We start from the raw sequence: 14580 nt of genomic DNA on the forward strand, positions 1-14580 counted from the left end.
GCCCGACCACAACAACAGGAGACACCATGAACTCAAGGCCCCATATCGTCCTCAACAACGGGGTGCGGATGCCGCAGCTGGGCTTCGGCGTCTTTCAGATTCCCGACGCCGAGACCACCGAGGCGGTAGCAGCGGCGCTCGCGGCCGGTTACCGGAGCATCGACACGGCCGCCATCTACGGAAACGAAGCCGGAACCGGCCGCGCGATCGCGGAATCCGGGATCGCCCGGGAGGAGCTCTTCATCACGTCCAAGCTCTGGATCGACGACCTCGGCTACGAACCGGCCCTTGCTGCCTTCGACGCGAGCCTGGACAGGCTGGGTCTCGACTACCTGGATCTTTACCTGATCCACTGGCCCGCGCCGGCATCGGACCGGTACGCCGACTCCTGGTTGGCCCTTGAGAAACTCCTTGCCGACGGCCGGGTCAGGGCCATCGGCGTCTCCAATTTCGAGCCGGGACACCTGCAGCGGCTCATCGACCTGGGCGGAACGGTGCCGGCCGTCAACCAGGTGGAGCTGCACCCGGCCCTTCAGCAGCACGCCGTGACGGTGTTCAACGCGGCGCAGGGCATTGCGACGGAGGCTTGGAGTCCGTTGGCCCAGGGGGCACTGCTGGCGGATCCGGCCATCACGGAGATCGCCGCGCGGCACGGCAGAACCCCGGCGCAGGTCATTCTGCGCTGGCACCTGCAGCAGGGGAGGATCGTCATCCCGAAGTCAGTGACGCCGGCCCGGATCCGGGAAAACCTGGAGGTGTTCGGCTTTGAGCTTTCCGCGGGCGAACTGGCGGCCGTGAATGCCCTTGAGCGGAACGGGCGCACCGGACCGCACCCGGCCACGTTCAATGGCTAGCTGTCAGCGCCTGAGCAGCCGAACGGCCTAGCGGCCGAATGGCAGCCGCGGGTCCAGGTCCTGGCCCTCCCAGGTCTGGCGGATCCAGCCGTGGTGCGGGTCATCGCTGATGAGCCAGTCGCGGACCGGGCCAGGGCCGGCCATGACGTTGAGGTAATACATGTCGTAGCCGGGGGCGGCCATGGCGGGTCCGTGCCAGCCGTAGGGCACCAGAACGACGTCGCCGGTCCGGACCTCGGCCGCAACGTCGATGGGCCGCTCGTCGGAGGCGTAGACGCGCTGGTAGCCGATGGCGTCGTCGGCGCCGGGGCGTTGCAGGGCGCCGGGCGTGACGCGGGTTTCGAAGTAGTAGATCTCCTCGAGGCTGGTCTCGCCGTCCTTTTCCTCGTCGTGCTTGTGCGGGGGATAGGAGGACCAGTTGCCGGCGGGGGTGAGGACCTCGCAGACAATGAAGCGGTCCGCCTCCAGCGCGGCGGGGGTGCCGAAGTTGTGGACCTGGCGGGAGCAGTTGCCCGCCCCGCGCAGTTCCACCGGCGTCTCGGCGGCCGTGATGAGGCGGGTCGGGTAGGAGGCTTTGGCCGGCGCGGTGGCGACTGCCACGCGTCCGCCGTCGGCCGAGGTGATGGTTACTGCCTTGCCGGCTCCGGTGTAGAGCACATCGCTGGGGCCGCTGAAGACGCTGTCCCGGCCGGCCAGGGGATAGTCCTGCCCGTCGACGGTCGCTACGAAAGAGCCGTTGAGCGGGATCACGATGCGTTCCTCCTCCGCCGCGTCCAGGCTGACGGCGCCGCCGGCAGCGAGCGTGGCAACCTTCAGCCCGGTATGCGCCCAGCCGTCCACCTCCAGTCCGGAATCGGACGTCCCGATGGAAATGTCCCACTTGCCTTCGGCTGCGGTGCCGAGCGGATAGACCCAGTTGGCCATGGAAGCTGCCCTTTCGTTGTCGCGCCGGAGAGACGCGCGTGTGTGCGTGGTTGGAGCGCCTATCTTTGAACCAGCGTCATCTCAAAGCTGTAGGAATCCGCCCGGTAGACGTGGTGGCCGGTTTCCACCATGCGTCCGGTGTCGTCCACCGCGGTCCGCTCCATGGTCACCAGGGCGGAGCCGGGGGTGGTCTCGAGCAGCGGCGCCTGGTAGTCGTTGGCGATCATGGCGCCGATCCGCTGTGAGGCAAGCCGGAAGTTCACGCCGCCGTTGCGGAGGATGGCGTAGAGGCCCTGCGAGCCCAGGCTTGCCTCGTCGATAGCGGTGATGTCGTCCCGCACCCAGTTCTCCATCAGGGCCAGCGGCTTGCCGCCCACTTTCCGGAGCCTGGTGAAGTGGTAGACCTTGGCGCCGGCCGGAAGCTGCAGTGCCGTCCGGATCGCGCCGTCCGCCTCCTCATGCGAGAAGCTGAGCACGTCGGTGGTGGGCTTGCTGCCGTTGTTGCTCAGGTCGTCGTAGAGGCTGGAGAGTTCCAGTGGGCGGCGGACCTGGCTGGACACCACCTGGGTGCCGACGCCGCGCTTGCGGACCAGGAGGCCCGAGCGGACCAGCTCGTCCATGGCTTTTCTCATCGTGGGCCGGGACAGGTTCAGCTGGGCGGCCAGGTCGATCTCGTTTTCCAGCCTGCTGCCGGGTTCCAGCAGCCCGGTGTGGATCGCTGCCTCGATGCCCTGGACCACTTGGTGGTACAGCGGCACCGGGGAAGAGCGGTCGATCCGCAGATTCAGTTGATTCGCCACTGGGCATGCTCCCTTGTGCTCCGCGGCGGTCGTCGTGCCGGCCTGCCCGCGTATGTCAGTGTATGTTCGCTTGATAGGACATACTGCCTTTTTCTGATAGTAGCAGGGCTGCCAAGAGGTGCCAAGGGCTGCTGTGACGGGCCTTGTTTGCGGGGGTCGGGCTGTCGGCGCTGGCCCGTCAAACCCCGCGAATGGGACATTCCGATCACACTTCGTTACGTCCAAACATCCTAATGTCAGGACAAACTATTGACAACTGTGATTGGAGTCACCATGATCGGTTGTAGATGGCTCATGGACCGACGCGATGAAGCGGCCGGCGTGGCCCGGAATCAAAGGAGATTGATCGTGACCAAGTTCTCGTGGCGGAAGGCGACCCTCGTGGCGGCCGTTGTACCCATGCTGGCCCTGAGCGCGTGTTCGAGCACCGGCGGCAAGCCCGCAGACTCAGGCAATGCGGCTGGCGGAGGCCAGGCAGCCAGCACCTCCCGCATCAAGGTCGCCCTTATCACGCACGCCGCAGCCGGTGACACGTTCTGGGATATTGTTCGCAAGGGCGCCGAGGAGGCATCGGCGAAGGACAATGTTGAGCTCCTCTATACGTCTGATCCCGAAGCCGGGCGCCAGGCCCAGCTCATTCAGCAGGCCATTGACCAGAAGGTCGACGGCATCGCGGTCACGCTCGCCAAGCCCGAAGCCCTCAAAGACGTCCTGAAGAAGGCCTCCGACGCCGGCATCCCGATTGTGAGCCTCAACGCCGGTGAATCGGTCTCCTCCCAGCTCGGAGCATTCACCCACTTCGGTTCCAACGAGCAGCTCGCCGGTCAAGCCGTGGGCACCAAGCTGGCCGCGGACGGCTACAAGCACCCGGTCTGCGTGATTCAGGAACAGGGCCACGTGGGACTTGAAGCACGGTGCGCGGGCGTCAAGGCGAAGGTTCCCGGAACGGAGATCCTTTACGTCGACGGCAAGGATATGACCTCCGTTCAGTCCACCGCGACTGCCAAGCTTCAGGCTTCCAAGGACGCCGACGTCATCATCGGCCTCGGCGCCCCCATCACCCTGACCCTCCTCAAGTCGGTCACTGACGCCGGCAGCTCTGCCAAGGTTGCCAGTTTCGACCTCAACGCGGAGCTCGCCCAGAAGATCGTGGATGGTGCAGTTCTGTTCACCGTGGACCAGCAGCCGTGGCTGCAGGGCTACGGAGCCGTTGACGCCATCTGGCAGAACAAGCGGGGCGGCTTCAAGATCGGCGGCGGCCAGCCTGTGCTGACAGGCCCGGCGGTCATCGACAAATCCAATGCGGCCGATGTCCTGACCTTCGCCCAGCAGGGCGTCCGCTAACAGCCCGCTGGCCGGGCCGGTTCGCGCCGGCCCGGCGGCAAGGAGACTTATCATGACCATCACCCAGACCAAGACAAAGTCGCCGGCGCCCGATGAGCGCGTCGCCAAGCGCAGTCCGTTCCAGAAACTGCTCGGACGTCCCGAGGTCGGTGCCCTGGTGGGCGCGATCGTCCTCTTCATCTTCTTCGCGTTGGTGTCCCCGACCTTTACCCAGCCTGGTGCCCTGGCAACCATCCTGTACGGGTCCTCCACGATCGGGATCATGGCGGTGGGGGTGTCCTTGCTGATGATCGGCGGCGAGTTCGACCTCTCCACCGGTGTCGCCGTGATCACCTCGGCGCTGACGGCGTCGCTGTTCAGCTGGTACTTCACCACGAACGTCTGGGTCGGCGTCGGCCTGGCCCTGGTGGTCTCCCTGTCCGTCGGGTTCATCAACGGCTGGATCCTGATCAAGACCAAGCTGCCGTCCTTCATCGTCACCCTCGCGACGTTCCTGATGCTGACCGGCCTGAACCTGGGCCTGACCCGGCTGATCGGCGGCTCGGTGTCCTCGCCCTCGATCTCGACCATGGACGGTTTCGCCTCGGCCCGGGCGGTGTTCGCCTCCTCGGTGAGCGTCGGCGGCGTCGACATCAAGATCACCGTGTTCTACTGGTTCGCGCTCGTCGCGGTCGCGACCTGGGTGCTGATGCGGACCCGGGTGGGGAACTGGATCTTCGCCGTGGGCGGGGACGCGAACGCGGCCCGCGCCGTGGGCGTGCCGGTCAAGGCCACCAAGATCGGTTTGTTCATGGCCGTGGGGTTCTGCGCCTGGATCCTGGGCATGCACAACCTCTTCGCCTTCGACACCGTGCAGTCCGGTGAGGGCGTGGGCAACGAGTTCCTCTACATCATCGCCGCGGTGATCGGCGGCTGCCTGCTCACCGGCGGGTACGGCTCGGCGATCGGCGGCGCGATCGGCGCGTTCATCTTCGGCATGGCCAACAAGGGCATCGTCTACGCGCAGTGGAACCCGGACTGGTTCAAGTTCTTCCTGGGCCTGATGCTGCTGCTGGCCACCATCGTCAACCTCATCGTCAAGCGCCGCGCGGAACTGAAGTAGAAGGGCCCCGGAACCATGAATGCCAAAGAGATCGACCAGCAGACCCTGCTGCAGAACGAAAACGATCCCCTCACCCACACCCCGGTGCACCTGCTCTCCCTCGACGGGGTCGGAAAGCACTACGGGAACATCATCGCCCTCTCCGAAGTGACCATGGCGGTGGACAACGGCCGCGTCACCTGCGTGCTGGGCGACAACGGCGCGGGCAAGTCCACGCTGATCAAGATCATCGCCGGCCTGCACCAGCACGACGCCGGGGTCCTGAAGATCATGGGGGAGGAGCGGAAGTTCAGCTCCCCCCGGGACGCCCTGGACGTCGGGATCGCCACGGTCTACCAGGACCTCGCCGTGGTGCCTTTGATGCCGATCTGGCGGAACTTCTTCCTCGGCTCGGAACTGACGAGCGGCTTCGGCCCGTTCAAGAGCATGGACGTCGAAAAGATGAAGGACATCACGCTCAAGGAACTCGCCGCCATGGGCATCGACCTGCGCGACGTCGAGCAGCCCATCGGCCAGCTCTCCGGCGGTGAACGCCAGTGTGTCGCGATCGCCCGGGCCGTGTACTTCGGCGCGAAGGTCCTGATCCTGGACGAGCCCACCGCAGCACTGGGCGTGAAGCAGTCCGGCGTGGTGCTCCGCTACATCCTGCAGGCCCGCGACCGCGGCCTCGGGGTCATCTTCATCACCCACAACCCGCACCACGCCTTCCCTGTCGGGGACCGGTTCCTGCTGCTCAAACGGGGAAAATCGATCGGCTATTACGACAAGAAGGACATCACCTTGGACGAGCTCACCGCCCAGATGGCCGGCGGCGCAGAACTCGCCGAACTCGCCCACGAACTCGAACAACTCGGCGGCCACAGCGACGTCGTCAAGGAAGTCCAGGGCGAAGTCGCCGACGTGTCCCAGACCACCGGCAAGACCTACGGGTAACGGCCGCCCCAACTCCTGAAAGGACAAGCCTTTGGCTTATCTCAACCGCAACGCCTCCGACGCCGTACTGCCGGTGCGGATCGGACTTATCGGCTCGGGCTGGATGGGCGCCTTCCACGCCGAGAGCATTGCCCGCCGGGTCCCCGGCGCCGTCCTTGCCGCCATCGCGGATCCGAACCTGGAATCTGCCGGGGCGCTGGCTGGCGCCCTGGGCACCGCGAAGGTGACCGCCGACGCTGCCGATCTCCTGGCCGACCCGGCGATTGACGCCGTCGTCATCGCCAGCCCCGCGCGTTTCCATTCCGCCCTGATCGGCCAGGCCGCAGCGGCCGGAAAACACGTCTTCTGCGAGAAGCCCGCCGGTCAGGGGCTCGAGGAGCTCGACGCGGCCCTTGACGCCGTCGACGCCGCCGGGGTGCACTTCCAGATCGGCTTCAACCGCAGGTACGCCGCAGACTTCCAAGCGGCCAAGAAGGACCTCGCCGCCGGAATCGTGGGGCAGCCGCAACTGCTTCGTTCGCTGACCCGGGACCCGGGCACGGGGAGCATCGGCCACGCCGCAAGGATCCCCGCGTGGACCATCTTCCTCGAAACCCTGATCCACGACTTCGACACCCTGAACTGGTTCAACGAAGGCGCCGAACCTGTGGAGGTCTATGCGGTTGCCGACGCGCTTGTGGAGCCGGGACTGCGGGACCAGGGGTTCCTGGACACCGCCGTCGTGACCATCCGCTACAGCAACGGCGCGATCGCCGTCGCCGAGGCAAACTTCAGCGCGCTGTACGGCTACGACATCCGCGGCGAGGTTTTCGGCTCCAAGGGCATGGTCCAGGCCGGCCGCGCCACCGAAACCGCCGCCCGCCGGTTCACCGCCGAGGGGATGTCCGCCGACACCCCACGGCTGAACGTCGAGCTCTTCCGGCAGGCCTATACAGACGAGCTGGCGGACTTCGCCGACGCCGTGCGCGCCCGGCGTGACGGTACCGCTCCGGAGTCGAAGCCCTTCACTCTCACTCCGGGAGCCAGCGACGCCCGGCGCGCACTGGCCGTGGCGTTGGCCTGCATAGAGTCCGTCAAGCGGGGGACCCCGGCAACGGTCAACACAGTGGCCGTCAACGAGAACGTGGTCCTCTGATGCGGCTCGCCGTGTGCGCTGAGATGGTCTTTACGGACTTGCCGTTCACGGAGCGGGTGCGCGGGCTCCACGAGGCCGGCTTCGACGTCGAACTCTGGGACTCGCGGCCCAAGGACATCGGCGCGCTCAAGGCCACCGGGGCGGTGTTCTCCTCCATGACCGGATACAGCTCCGGCAGCCTCGTGGATCCGGACACGGCGGACGAGGTGGTGCGGACCGCCGAGTCCCTGATCCCCACCGCCCTGGAACTTGGCGTCAGCCGTCTGGTGGTCCACCCGGCGGAACTCGTCGACGGCCACGCGGCGCGGCCTGTCTACCGCTCCAGCGGACACATGTGGGCCACCGGCGCCCGGACCCTGGAACGGCTCGGGAAGCTCGGTGAGAAGCACGGGGTGACGTTCTGCCTCGAGAACCTCAACACCATCCGGGACCACCCCGGCATCCCGCTGGCACGGGCCAAGGACACCCTGGCGCTCGTGCAGGCGGCCGGGCACCCGAACGCCAGGCTCATGCTGGATCTCTATCACGCCCAAATGGGGGAGGGGAACCTGGTCGAGCTCGTCCGGACCGCCCTGCCATACCTCGGCGAAATCCAGGTGGCAGACGTTCCCGGCCGTTGCGAACCCGGAACCGGGGAAATCAACTACGCGGCCGTGGCCAGGGCGCTCGCGGACGCAGGCTACGAAGGAACCGTGGGCATGGAAGCGTGGGCCAGTGGCGACAGTTATGCGGCCCTGGAGGCCTTCCGTGCGGCGTTCACCGTGCCCGCACCAAACATGAGAGTAGAAGTATGAAAGACGTAATCCTTGGACTCGCCGGCGTTGGGCGGATCGGGGTCATGCACGCCAACAACATCGCCGCCCTCAACGAGGTCCTGAACCCACAAGGGATCCGTGTCCGCCTACGCCTCACCGACGTCGCCGAAGAGCACGCCCGGACGGTGGCACGCGTTCTCGGTGCCGAATTCCTGCCCTCGGTCCAGGCGCTGCTGGCCTCGGGGCTGGACGGCCTGGTCATCGCCACCGGAACCGGAACCCACCCCGAGCTCATCAAGGCCGGCGTGGACGCCGGGATCCCGGTGTTTTGCGAAAAGCCCGTGGCCCTGAACGTGGCCGACGCCCTGCCGGTGCTCGACTACATCCGGGACCGGAACGGCGTGGTGCAGATCGGGCATCAGCGCCGGTTCGACGCCGGCTACCTGGAAGCCCGCCGCGCTTACCAGGCCGGCGAGCTGGGCTGGATCCATTCCCTGCGTGCCGTCACCTGCGACATGACGCCGCCCCCGGTCGAGTTCCTGGCCAGCTCCGGCGGGCTCTTCCGTGACTGCTCGGTCCACGATTTCGACATCCTGCGCTGGCTCACAGGCCGCGAAATCGTCGAGGTCTACGCCAAGGGCTCCAACAACGGGGATCCGGCCATCGGTGAGGCCGGCGATGTGGACACGGCCCTCGCGCTGGTGACGTTCGACGACGGCACCGTGGGAACGGTTTCGGCGACCCGCTACAACGGGGCGGGCCATGATGTCCGGCTGGAAATCCAGGGCTCCCGCGGCTCGCTGATGGTGGGCCTGGACGACAAGACGGCATTGGCCTCCGCCGAAGCGGGGATCGCTTTCCCCGCGGGGAAGCCGCATCTGACGTTTGCCGAGCGGTTCGAGACGGCGTACCGTTCCGAAATGGAGGCGTTCGTCGAACTGATCCTTGGCCGCCGGGAGAATCCATGCACTCCGGAAGACGCCGTCGCGGCCTCCCGGGTTGCCGATGCCGCCCAGGAATCGCTGGCCACCGGTGCCCCGGTCAAGGTGACGGTGAGCGTCGGCAGCTGATTACGGACCGGGGCGTCCGGCTCAGGGCCGGGTGCGGCACGCCTCGACGAAGGCCCGGAACGGCGCGAGCCGCTCCCCGGCCGGGAGCTCCAGGGCCTCGGGGTGCCACTGGACCGAGGCCACCCAGCGCTCCGGATCCTCCAGCGCCTCGACGGTCCCGTCCTCGGCCACGGCCGTCACCTGCAACCCTCCGGCCACCCGGGCCACGGCCTGATGGTGGCCGGAGGCGATCTTCACGTTCACGGCACCGGAACCGCCGCCGTAGAGCGCGGCCACCCTGGAGCCGGCCCGCACCGCCACCTCATGCCAGGCCCAGGGGCCGGCCCCGTGCACCGGCGCGGGCTCGCGGTGCGCCACCGTCCCCGGCGCCATGTCCTGGATGAGCGTCCCGCCGTAAAGCACATTGAGCAGCTGATGCCCGCGGCAGATGCCGAACACAGGCAGCCCGGCGTCGATCGCAAGACGCGCCACGGCGAGATCCAGCGCGTCCTGGGCAGGGCTGACGTCGTAGCAGACGTCACCGCGCAGCTCGCCGTAGAGGGCGGGGTCGAGGTCGCCGCCGCCGGGAAGGACGACGCCGTCAAGGCAGGCCATCGCCGCGGCGAGGCCGCCGTCGTCGGGCCCCGAAGCGTCGAGCAGCACCGGTTCGCCGCCGCCCTCGCGCAGCAGCCCCACGATGTACTCGAACAATGCGTTGGCTTCCGCCACGCGCGGGTCGGGATCGGAGGAACTGCTGAGGCGGACGGGAACGCCGATGCGCGGCCGGCCGCGAAGGGGGTTGCGGGAAGTCTGCATGCCTCATTCTGCAACACGATCGCGGACTAGGATTACTAGATGAATCCCCGCTATCTCGTGTCCCGCAGCCGGTACATCGCCGCCGCCCCCGAAGCCATCTTCGAGGTGCTCGCCACGCCTGCCCTGCACAGCGTGATCGACGGCTCGGACACGGTCAAGGGCGTCCAGCCGCGCGGGCCCGGACGGCTGTACCTCGGCGCCAGGTTCGGCATGCAAATGCGCATGCGGGTGAACTACAAGATCCTGAACAGGGTCTGCGAGTTCGAGGAAGGCCACCGGATCGCGTGGCGGCACTTCTACGGCCACGTGTGGCGATACCTGCTGGATCCGGCCACGGGCCCGGACGGTACCCCCGGCACGCTGGTGACCGAGCAATGGGACGCGCGGCGGGTCCGTGGAAAGAGCTTTCTCCGGCTGGCCGGCTACCTGCGCCGCCATCCGGTCAATTTGGAACAGACGCTTGCCAAGCTCGACGCCTACATGGCTGCGCACCCGGACATGGGTAATGTGGATGGCAGCACGAAACGAGACTGAAGGTGGGAACTGGGATGGGCCGCAGGACACTGGTCGACGATCTCGTCGACGGCCTGCTGACCGAAATCCTTGACGGAAAGCTCCTGCCCCACAACCCGATTCCGCCCGAGGCCGACATCGCCAAGGCCTACGGCGTTAGCCGGCTCACCGTGCGTGAGGCCCTCAAAGCCCTCCGGGCGCAAAACATCCTCTATGTGAAGGCCGGCCGGGGAACCTTCGTCAATCCCACGGACAACTGGACCGGCCTGGACGCGATCTTCAAGGCAGCCTCCCATGGCAATGCGGCCGACCAGGTCTCGGTGGGGCTGATTGAGATGCGCCGCATGGTGGAGACCGGGGCCGCGGCGCTCGCCGCCAAACGCTATACCCCGGAGCAGGCCGAGCGCATGCGCGAGTGCATCGCGGACATGAAGCGCTTCCACGACTCCGGCGACCTGGACCGCTTCGTGGAGGCGGACATTGGTTTCCACGACGCCGTCCTGAAGGCGTCCGGCAACCCCTTTGTCCGGGCCCTGTTCGCCCAGCTGGGCCAGCTGCTGTACGTGACCCGGCGCGAAACGTCGGCCGTCGAGGTGATCCAGCAGCACGCCATCGATTACCACCAGCGGGTCCTGGACAGCATTCTGAGCGGCGACGCCGAGCGCTCGCGGCAGGCGATGGATGAGCACATGGACCAGACCAATGCGGACTACGAGCGCTACGTCCGGGGCGCCAAGTCCTGACGTCCGCCTCCGGACTCTTGACGTAATCCGAATCACATTCTAAGATTTGGCTAGTTCCTGAATCAGATGTCTGACATCTGACTCAACAAGTATCCTGCAGCACACGCTTCCAGGCGGGCAGGATGACCACCCCAATCCACCGCTTTCCTCACCCGGCACAGCAGCAGGGCAGGAAAACACTTAAGAAGGTCGATGATGACTTCATTAACCCCCAAGTCCTTCGGACTCGGCGAACTGGGCGACCGCACGCTCCGCAAGGTCCGCCGCCGCGTCATGCCCCTGATTGTCCTGCTCTACTTCGTTGCCTACCTGGACCGCAACAACGTCGGATTCGCCAAACTCACCATGAGCGAGGACATCGGCCTGAACTCCGCCGCCTACGGTCTGGGCGCCGGCATCTTCTTCCTTGGCTACGCCCTCCTGGAGGTTCCCAGCAACGCCGGCATGTACCGGTTCGGAGCCCGGAAATGGCTGGCCCGCATCCTGATCACGTGGGGCATCTTCGCCACCGCCATGTGCCTGGTGAACGGTGAAACCACGTATTACATCGTCCGGTTCCTGCTCGGTGCCGCCGAGGCCGGGTTCTTCCCGGCGATCCTGTTCTACCTGACGCTGTGGTTCCCTGCCGCGCAGCGCGTCACCGTGCTGGGCATCTTCATCCTTGCCCAGCCCGTATCCAACGCGCTCGGCGCCCCGGTGTCCGGGCTCCTGCTGCAGATGGACGGCGTCATGGGCCTCCAGGGCTGGCAGTGGCTCTACATCATCGAAGGCATCCCGGCGATCGCCCTCGGCCTGCTGACACCCATCCTCATGACGGACCGTCCGCGGGACGCCAAATGGCTCGAAGCCGACGAGCGCAACTGGCTCACCGCCACCATGGACGCCGAACTGGCCGCCAAGTCCCAGTCGGGCAAGCACAACTTCATGGCCGGGCTCAAGGACAAGCGCACCCTGGTCTACTCCGCCCTGTACTTCGGCCTGGTGTGCGGGATCTACGGCCTGGGCCTGTGGATGCCCACCATCGTCGCGGCCCTGGGCAAGTTCTCCACGGCAGAGGTCGGCTTCATCGTCTTCATCCCCTATGCCGTGGCCGCAGTATTCGTCTACTTCTGGAGCAAGCGCGCGGACCGGACCGGCAAGCGTGCCTGGCACGCCTCGGTCAGCATGGTGCTTGCGGGCGTCGGGCTCGTGGCCGCCGGCTACCTGCTGCCGGTGAACCCATTCCTCGCGATGGTCGGTCTGACGCTCTCCGCCATGGGGATCTACGGGGCGATCGCCCCCTTCCTCTCGATGCCCTCCGCGGCACTGACCGGTGCGGCTGCCGCTTCCGGGCTGGCCCTGGTGAACTCCCTCGGAAACCTCGGCGGCTTCATCTCCCCGTACGCGGTCGGCCTCCTCAAGGACGCCACCGGAAGCAACCAGAGCGGGCTCCTGTTCCTGTCCCTGTGCCTGTGCATCACGGCCGTGGCCACCTACCTGTACGCCCGCCGGCGCCCCGAAGGCGACGCCAGCCTTGACCCCGCGGTCGCAGCGGCTGCCGCCGTCGACCCGGCCAAAGTATCCTGATCCGAAACCCCCGAAGGAATCTTCGTCATGACATCAAATACCCCGTTCCCCACTGAACGCACCGTGGTCCTGACCGGAGCCGCGTCAGCCCGCGGCATCGGCCGTGCCGCCGCCGACCGCCTGGCCAGCGAGGGCTGGTCCATCGCAATCCTGGACATCAATGCCGAGGACGCCAGCGCCGCTGCCGCCGAAATCGGTTCCAACCGTGCGGTCAAGGCCATCGGCGTCGGTGCGGACGTCTCCGACGCCGCGTCGGTTGACCGGGCCATCACCGAGATCGAGGGCTCGCTGCCCCCGATCGTCGCGCTGGCCAACCTGGCCGGCATCAGTTCCCCGACGCCGTTCATGGACACCACTGTCGAGGAATGGGACAAGGTCTTCGCCATCAACATGCGCGGATCCTTCATCGTTTCCCAGCGCGTGCTCAAAGGCATGATCGAGCGCAAGCTCGGCCGGATCGTGAGCATCTCCTCGATTTCTGCACAGCGGGGCGGCGGCACCTACTCAAAGGTCGCCTACAGCGCCTCCAAGGCCGGGATCATCGGATTCACCCGCGCCCTGGCCCGCGAGGTGGGCGAGTTCGGGGTCACGGTCAACGCCATCGCCCCCGGCCCCATCGACACCGACATCATGGGCGGCACCCTGAGCGAGGAACGCAAGGCGCAGATGTCGGAGGGCATCATGATGGGTCGGGTTGGCAGCCGCGAGGAGGTGGCGGCCCTGATCGCCTTCCTGCTCGGCCCGGACGCCGGTTACATCACCGCGGCCACCTATGACATCAACGGCGGCCTCCAGGTCTCCTAATCCGCACGCACCCCCGTTGCGCTATCACTTTTGGGCCTTAAGATCCCGGAATGGCCACCAAGAGTGATAGCGCAACGGGGGAGCTTGGCCACGGTCTAGGCTGGCTCCATGAACGCCGCCCGCAGCCTTCACCCCAGCCCCCGCACGTTGGAGGTCGAGAGCCTTGCCGGTTTCGACCGGCTGGTCGCGGCGGGGGCGCGCAGCATGCACGGCTGGCATGTCCAGTCGCTGGACCTGCGGGGCCGCCGGGCCCAGCTGGAGGCGCTTGAGGCCCAGGGCGCGGTCTTCCTGGGCTGCAGGTTCGACGACGGTGTGGAGGACTTGCTGCGCGGCCGGGGCGCCCTCATCTTTCCCCGGCTCACGGCCGTGCCGTTCAACCCCTACCGCGGGCAGCTGTACACGCCGCAGGAACTCTATTCCGGGATCGCCACCTCACCCTACGAGGACACGCTCGACGCGCGGGTGTACCAGTGGAGCATTCGGCCGGGCCAGCGCCGCCGGCTGGATGCGACACTGGCCGCCGCCCTGCATGACCACTCGATCGGCGTGGCCCTCGACGAACTGGCCGGCACCTATCTCCGCGCCGGCCGCACGATGGTGGGGGTCATGGGCGGACACATTGCCCGCCGCGGCACCGCCGTCTTTGAAGGAGCCGCGCTGCTGGGCCGGCTGCTGGCCCGCAGCGGCCGGGTGGTAGCCACGGGCGGCGGCCCCGGGGCCATGGAGGCCGCGAATCTTGGCGCCTTCCTCAGCGAGGCCCCCGAACCGGACTTCCGGCGGGCCCTGGCCGACCTCTCGGCGGTGCCGTCCTTCCGCCCCTCGGTGGCCGCCTGGGCGCGGACGGCCGCGGCGGTCGCCCAACGCCACCCGGAGGGTGTGCCGTCGCTGGGGATTCCCACATGGTTTTACGGCCATGAACCACCGAACTTCTTCGCCACGCATGTGGCCAAATACTTCGCGAATGCCATCCGGGAAGCCATCCTGCTTGAACTGTGCAACGGCGGCATCGTCTTTTTGCCGGGTTCGGGCGGCACGGTCCAGGAGATCTTCCAGGACGCCTGCGAGAACTACTACGCCGCTCCGGAAACCGTCACTCCCATGGTCCTGGTGGGGCACGAACACTGGCTGCGGCGATTCCCGGCCTGGCCCCTCTTACAGAGCCTGGCGTCAGGGCGCCGGATGGAGGGAAGGATCTTCCTGGTCGATACGGTCGAAGAAGCCCTTGAGGCGCTGGAGCGCTAG

Annotated in this window: 15 protein-coding genes; 12 read left to right on the forward strand and 3 right to left on the reverse strand. The window is 67.0% G+C overall.

Features of this window, described 5'->3' with window-relative positions; translation table 11 throughout:
* The first annotated feature begins 26 nt into the window (after positions 1–26).
* Positions 27–854, forward strand: a complete 828-nt coding sequence (locus AC1DBX_RS12385) for an aldo/keto reductase (RefSeq protein WP_476931861.1) — start codon at positions 27–29, stop codon at positions 852–854.
* Positions 855–881: 27 nt separating this feature from the next.
* Here AC1DBX_RS12385 and iolB read toward each other — a convergent pair whose 3' ends face one another.
* Positions 882–1778 carry a 5-deoxy-glucuronate isomerase gene (iolB, locus tag AC1DBX_RS12390; protein ID WP_476931862.1) on the reverse strand — a complete coding sequence of 299 codons (897 nt, stop codon included), beginning with the start codon at positions 1776–1778 and terminating at the stop codon, positions 882–884.
* A gap of 59 nt (positions 1779–1837) precedes the next feature.
* Entirely contained in the window at positions 1838–2578 is a 741-nt protein-coding gene (locus AC1DBX_RS12395; protein ID WP_223914252.1) for a GntR family transcriptional regulator, read from the reverse strand.
* A 348-nt stretch (positions 2579–2926) separates the two neighbouring features.
* Between AC1DBX_RS12395 and AC1DBX_RS12400 the strand changes: the two genes are divergently transcribed.
* From AC1DBX_RS12400 to AC1DBX_RS12425, 6 genes are read left to right on the forward strand one after another with little or no spacing between them, the layout of a single operon-like run.
* A complete protein-coding gene (locus AC1DBX_RS12400; RefSeq protein ID WP_028275612.1) occupies positions 2927–3922 on the forward strand; it encodes a substrate-binding domain-containing protein in 996 nt (331 codons plus the stop codon).
* 52 nt (positions 3923–3974) lie between these two features.
* The gene (locus AC1DBX_RS12405; RefSeq protein WP_028275613.1) at positions 3975–5024 is read left to right on the forward strand and encodes an ABC transporter permease; all 1050 of its coding nucleotides are present in this window, start codon (positions 3975–3977) and stop codon (positions 5022–5024) included.
* Between the two features lie 15 nt (positions 5025–5039).
* A complete protein-coding gene (locus AC1DBX_RS12410; protein ID WP_476851300.1) occupies positions 5040–5957 on the forward strand; it encodes an ATP-binding cassette domain-containing protein in 918 nt (305 codons plus the stop codon).
* Positions 5958–5988: 31 nt separating this feature from the next.
* The gene (locus AC1DBX_RS12415; RefSeq protein ID WP_476851301.1) at positions 5989–7092 is read left to right on the forward strand and encodes a Gfo/Idh/MocA family oxidoreductase; all 1104 of its coding nucleotides are present in this window, start codon (positions 5989–5991) and stop codon (positions 7090–7092) included.
* Positions 7092–7886, forward strand: a complete 795-nt coding sequence (locus AC1DBX_RS12420) for a TIM barrel protein (protein ID WP_476931863.1) — start codon at positions 7092–7094, stop codon at positions 7884–7886. Before AC1DBX_RS12415 ends, AC1DBX_RS12420 begins: the two co-directional genes overlap by 1 nt.
* Positions 7883–8917, forward strand: coding sequence for a Gfo/Idh/MocA family oxidoreductase (locus AC1DBX_RS12425; RefSeq protein ID WP_476851303.1), 1035 nt, complete (start codon positions 7883–7885; stop codon positions 8915–8917). The genes AC1DBX_RS12420 and AC1DBX_RS12425 overlap by 4 nt, the downstream gene beginning before the upstream one ends.
* 21 nt (positions 8918–8938) lie before the next feature.
* Here AC1DBX_RS12425 and AC1DBX_RS12430 read toward each other — a convergent pair whose 3' ends face one another.
* Positions 8939–9712, reverse strand: a complete 774-nt coding sequence (locus AC1DBX_RS12430) for a gamma-glutamyl-gamma-aminobutyrate hydrolase family protein (protein ID WP_476931864.1) — start codon at positions 9710–9712, stop codon at positions 8939–8941.
* A gap of 39 nt (positions 9713–9751) precedes the next feature.
* Here AC1DBX_RS12430 and AC1DBX_RS12435 point away from each other — a divergent pair, with 39 nt between their 5' ends.
* The 5 genes from AC1DBX_RS12435 to AC1DBX_RS12455 all read left to right on the forward strand — a co-directional run bounded on the left by AC1DBX_RS12435 (position 9752) and on the right by AC1DBX_RS12455 (position 14580).
* Positions 9752–10246: an SRPBCC family protein gene (locus AC1DBX_RS12435; RefSeq protein ID WP_230008250.1), complete on the forward strand. Its 495-nt coding sequence runs from the start codon at positions 9752–9754 to the stop codon at positions 10244–10246.
* A gap of 14 nt (positions 10247–10260) precedes the next feature.
* Complete coding sequence (locus AC1DBX_RS12440; protein WP_079550394.1) at positions 10261–10968, forward strand: FadR/GntR family transcriptional regulator; 708 nt, start codon at positions 10261–10263, stop codon at positions 10966–10968.
* A 192-nt stretch (positions 10969–11160) separates the two neighbouring features.
* Positions 11161–12534, forward strand: a complete 1374-nt coding sequence (locus AC1DBX_RS12445) for an MFS transporter (RefSeq protein WP_476851305.1) — start codon at positions 11161–11163, stop codon at positions 12532–12534.
* Positions 12535–12561: 27 nt separating this feature from the next.
* Positions 12562–13338, forward strand: coding sequence for an SDR family NAD(P)-dependent oxidoreductase (locus AC1DBX_RS12450; RefSeq protein ID WP_476873511.1), 777 nt, complete (start codon positions 12562–12564; stop codon positions 13336–13338).
* 108 nt (positions 13339–13446) lie between these two features.
* The gene (locus tag AC1DBX_RS12455) at positions 13447–14580 is read left to right on the forward strand and encodes an LOG family protein (protein WP_476857110.1); all 1134 of its coding nucleotides are present in this window, start codon (positions 13447–13449) and stop codon (positions 14578–14580) included.

This window comes from Arthrobacter sp. 10N44_2, from assembly GCF_056394385.1.

Coding starts and splice junctions, on each gene's coding strand:
- AC1DBX_RS12425 (WP_476851303.1), top strand. CDS start 7,883: ATGAAAGACGTAATCCTTGGACTCGCCGGCGTTGGGCGGATCGGGGTC.
- AC1DBX_RS12440 (WP_079550394.1), top strand. CDS start 10,261: ATGGGCCGCAGGACACTGGTCGACGATCTCGTCGACGGCCTGCTGACC.
- iolB (WP_476931862.1), bottom strand. CDS start 1,778: ATGGCCAACTGGGTCTATCCGCTCGGCACCGCAGCCGAAGGCAAGTGG.
- AC1DBX_RS12455 (WP_476857110.1), top strand. CDS start 13,447: ATGAACGCCGCCCGCAGCCTTCACCCCAGCCCCCGCACGTTGGAGGTC.
- AC1DBX_RS12405 (WP_028275613.1), top strand. CDS start 3,975: ATGACCATCACCCAGACCAAGACAAAGTCGCCGGCGCCCGATGAGCGC.
- AC1DBX_RS12430 (WP_476931864.1), bottom strand. CDS start 9,712: ATGCAGACTTCCCGCAACCCCCTTCGCGGCCGGCCGCGCATCGGCGTT.
- AC1DBX_RS12450 (WP_476873511.1), top strand. CDS start 12,562: ATGACATCAAATACCCCGTTCCCCACTGAACGCACCGTGGTCCTGACC.
- AC1DBX_RS12435 (WP_230008250.1), top strand. CDS start 9,752: ATGAATCCCCGCTATCTCGTGTCCCGCAGCCGGTACATCGCCGCCGCC.
- AC1DBX_RS12385 (WP_476931861.1), top strand. CDS start 27: ATGAACTCAAGGCCCCATATCGTCCTCAACAACGGGGTGCGGATGCCG.
- AC1DBX_RS12445 (WP_476851305.1), top strand. CDS start 11,161: ATGATGACTTCATTAACCCCCAAGTCCTTCGGACTCGGCGAACTGGGC.
- AC1DBX_RS12410 (WP_476851300.1), top strand. CDS start 5,040: ATGAATGCCAAAGAGATCGACCAGCAGACCCTGCTGCAGAACGAAAAC.
- AC1DBX_RS12420 (WP_476931863.1), top strand. CDS start 7,092: ATGCGGCTCGCCGTGTGCGCTGAGATGGTCTTTACGGACTTGCCGTTC.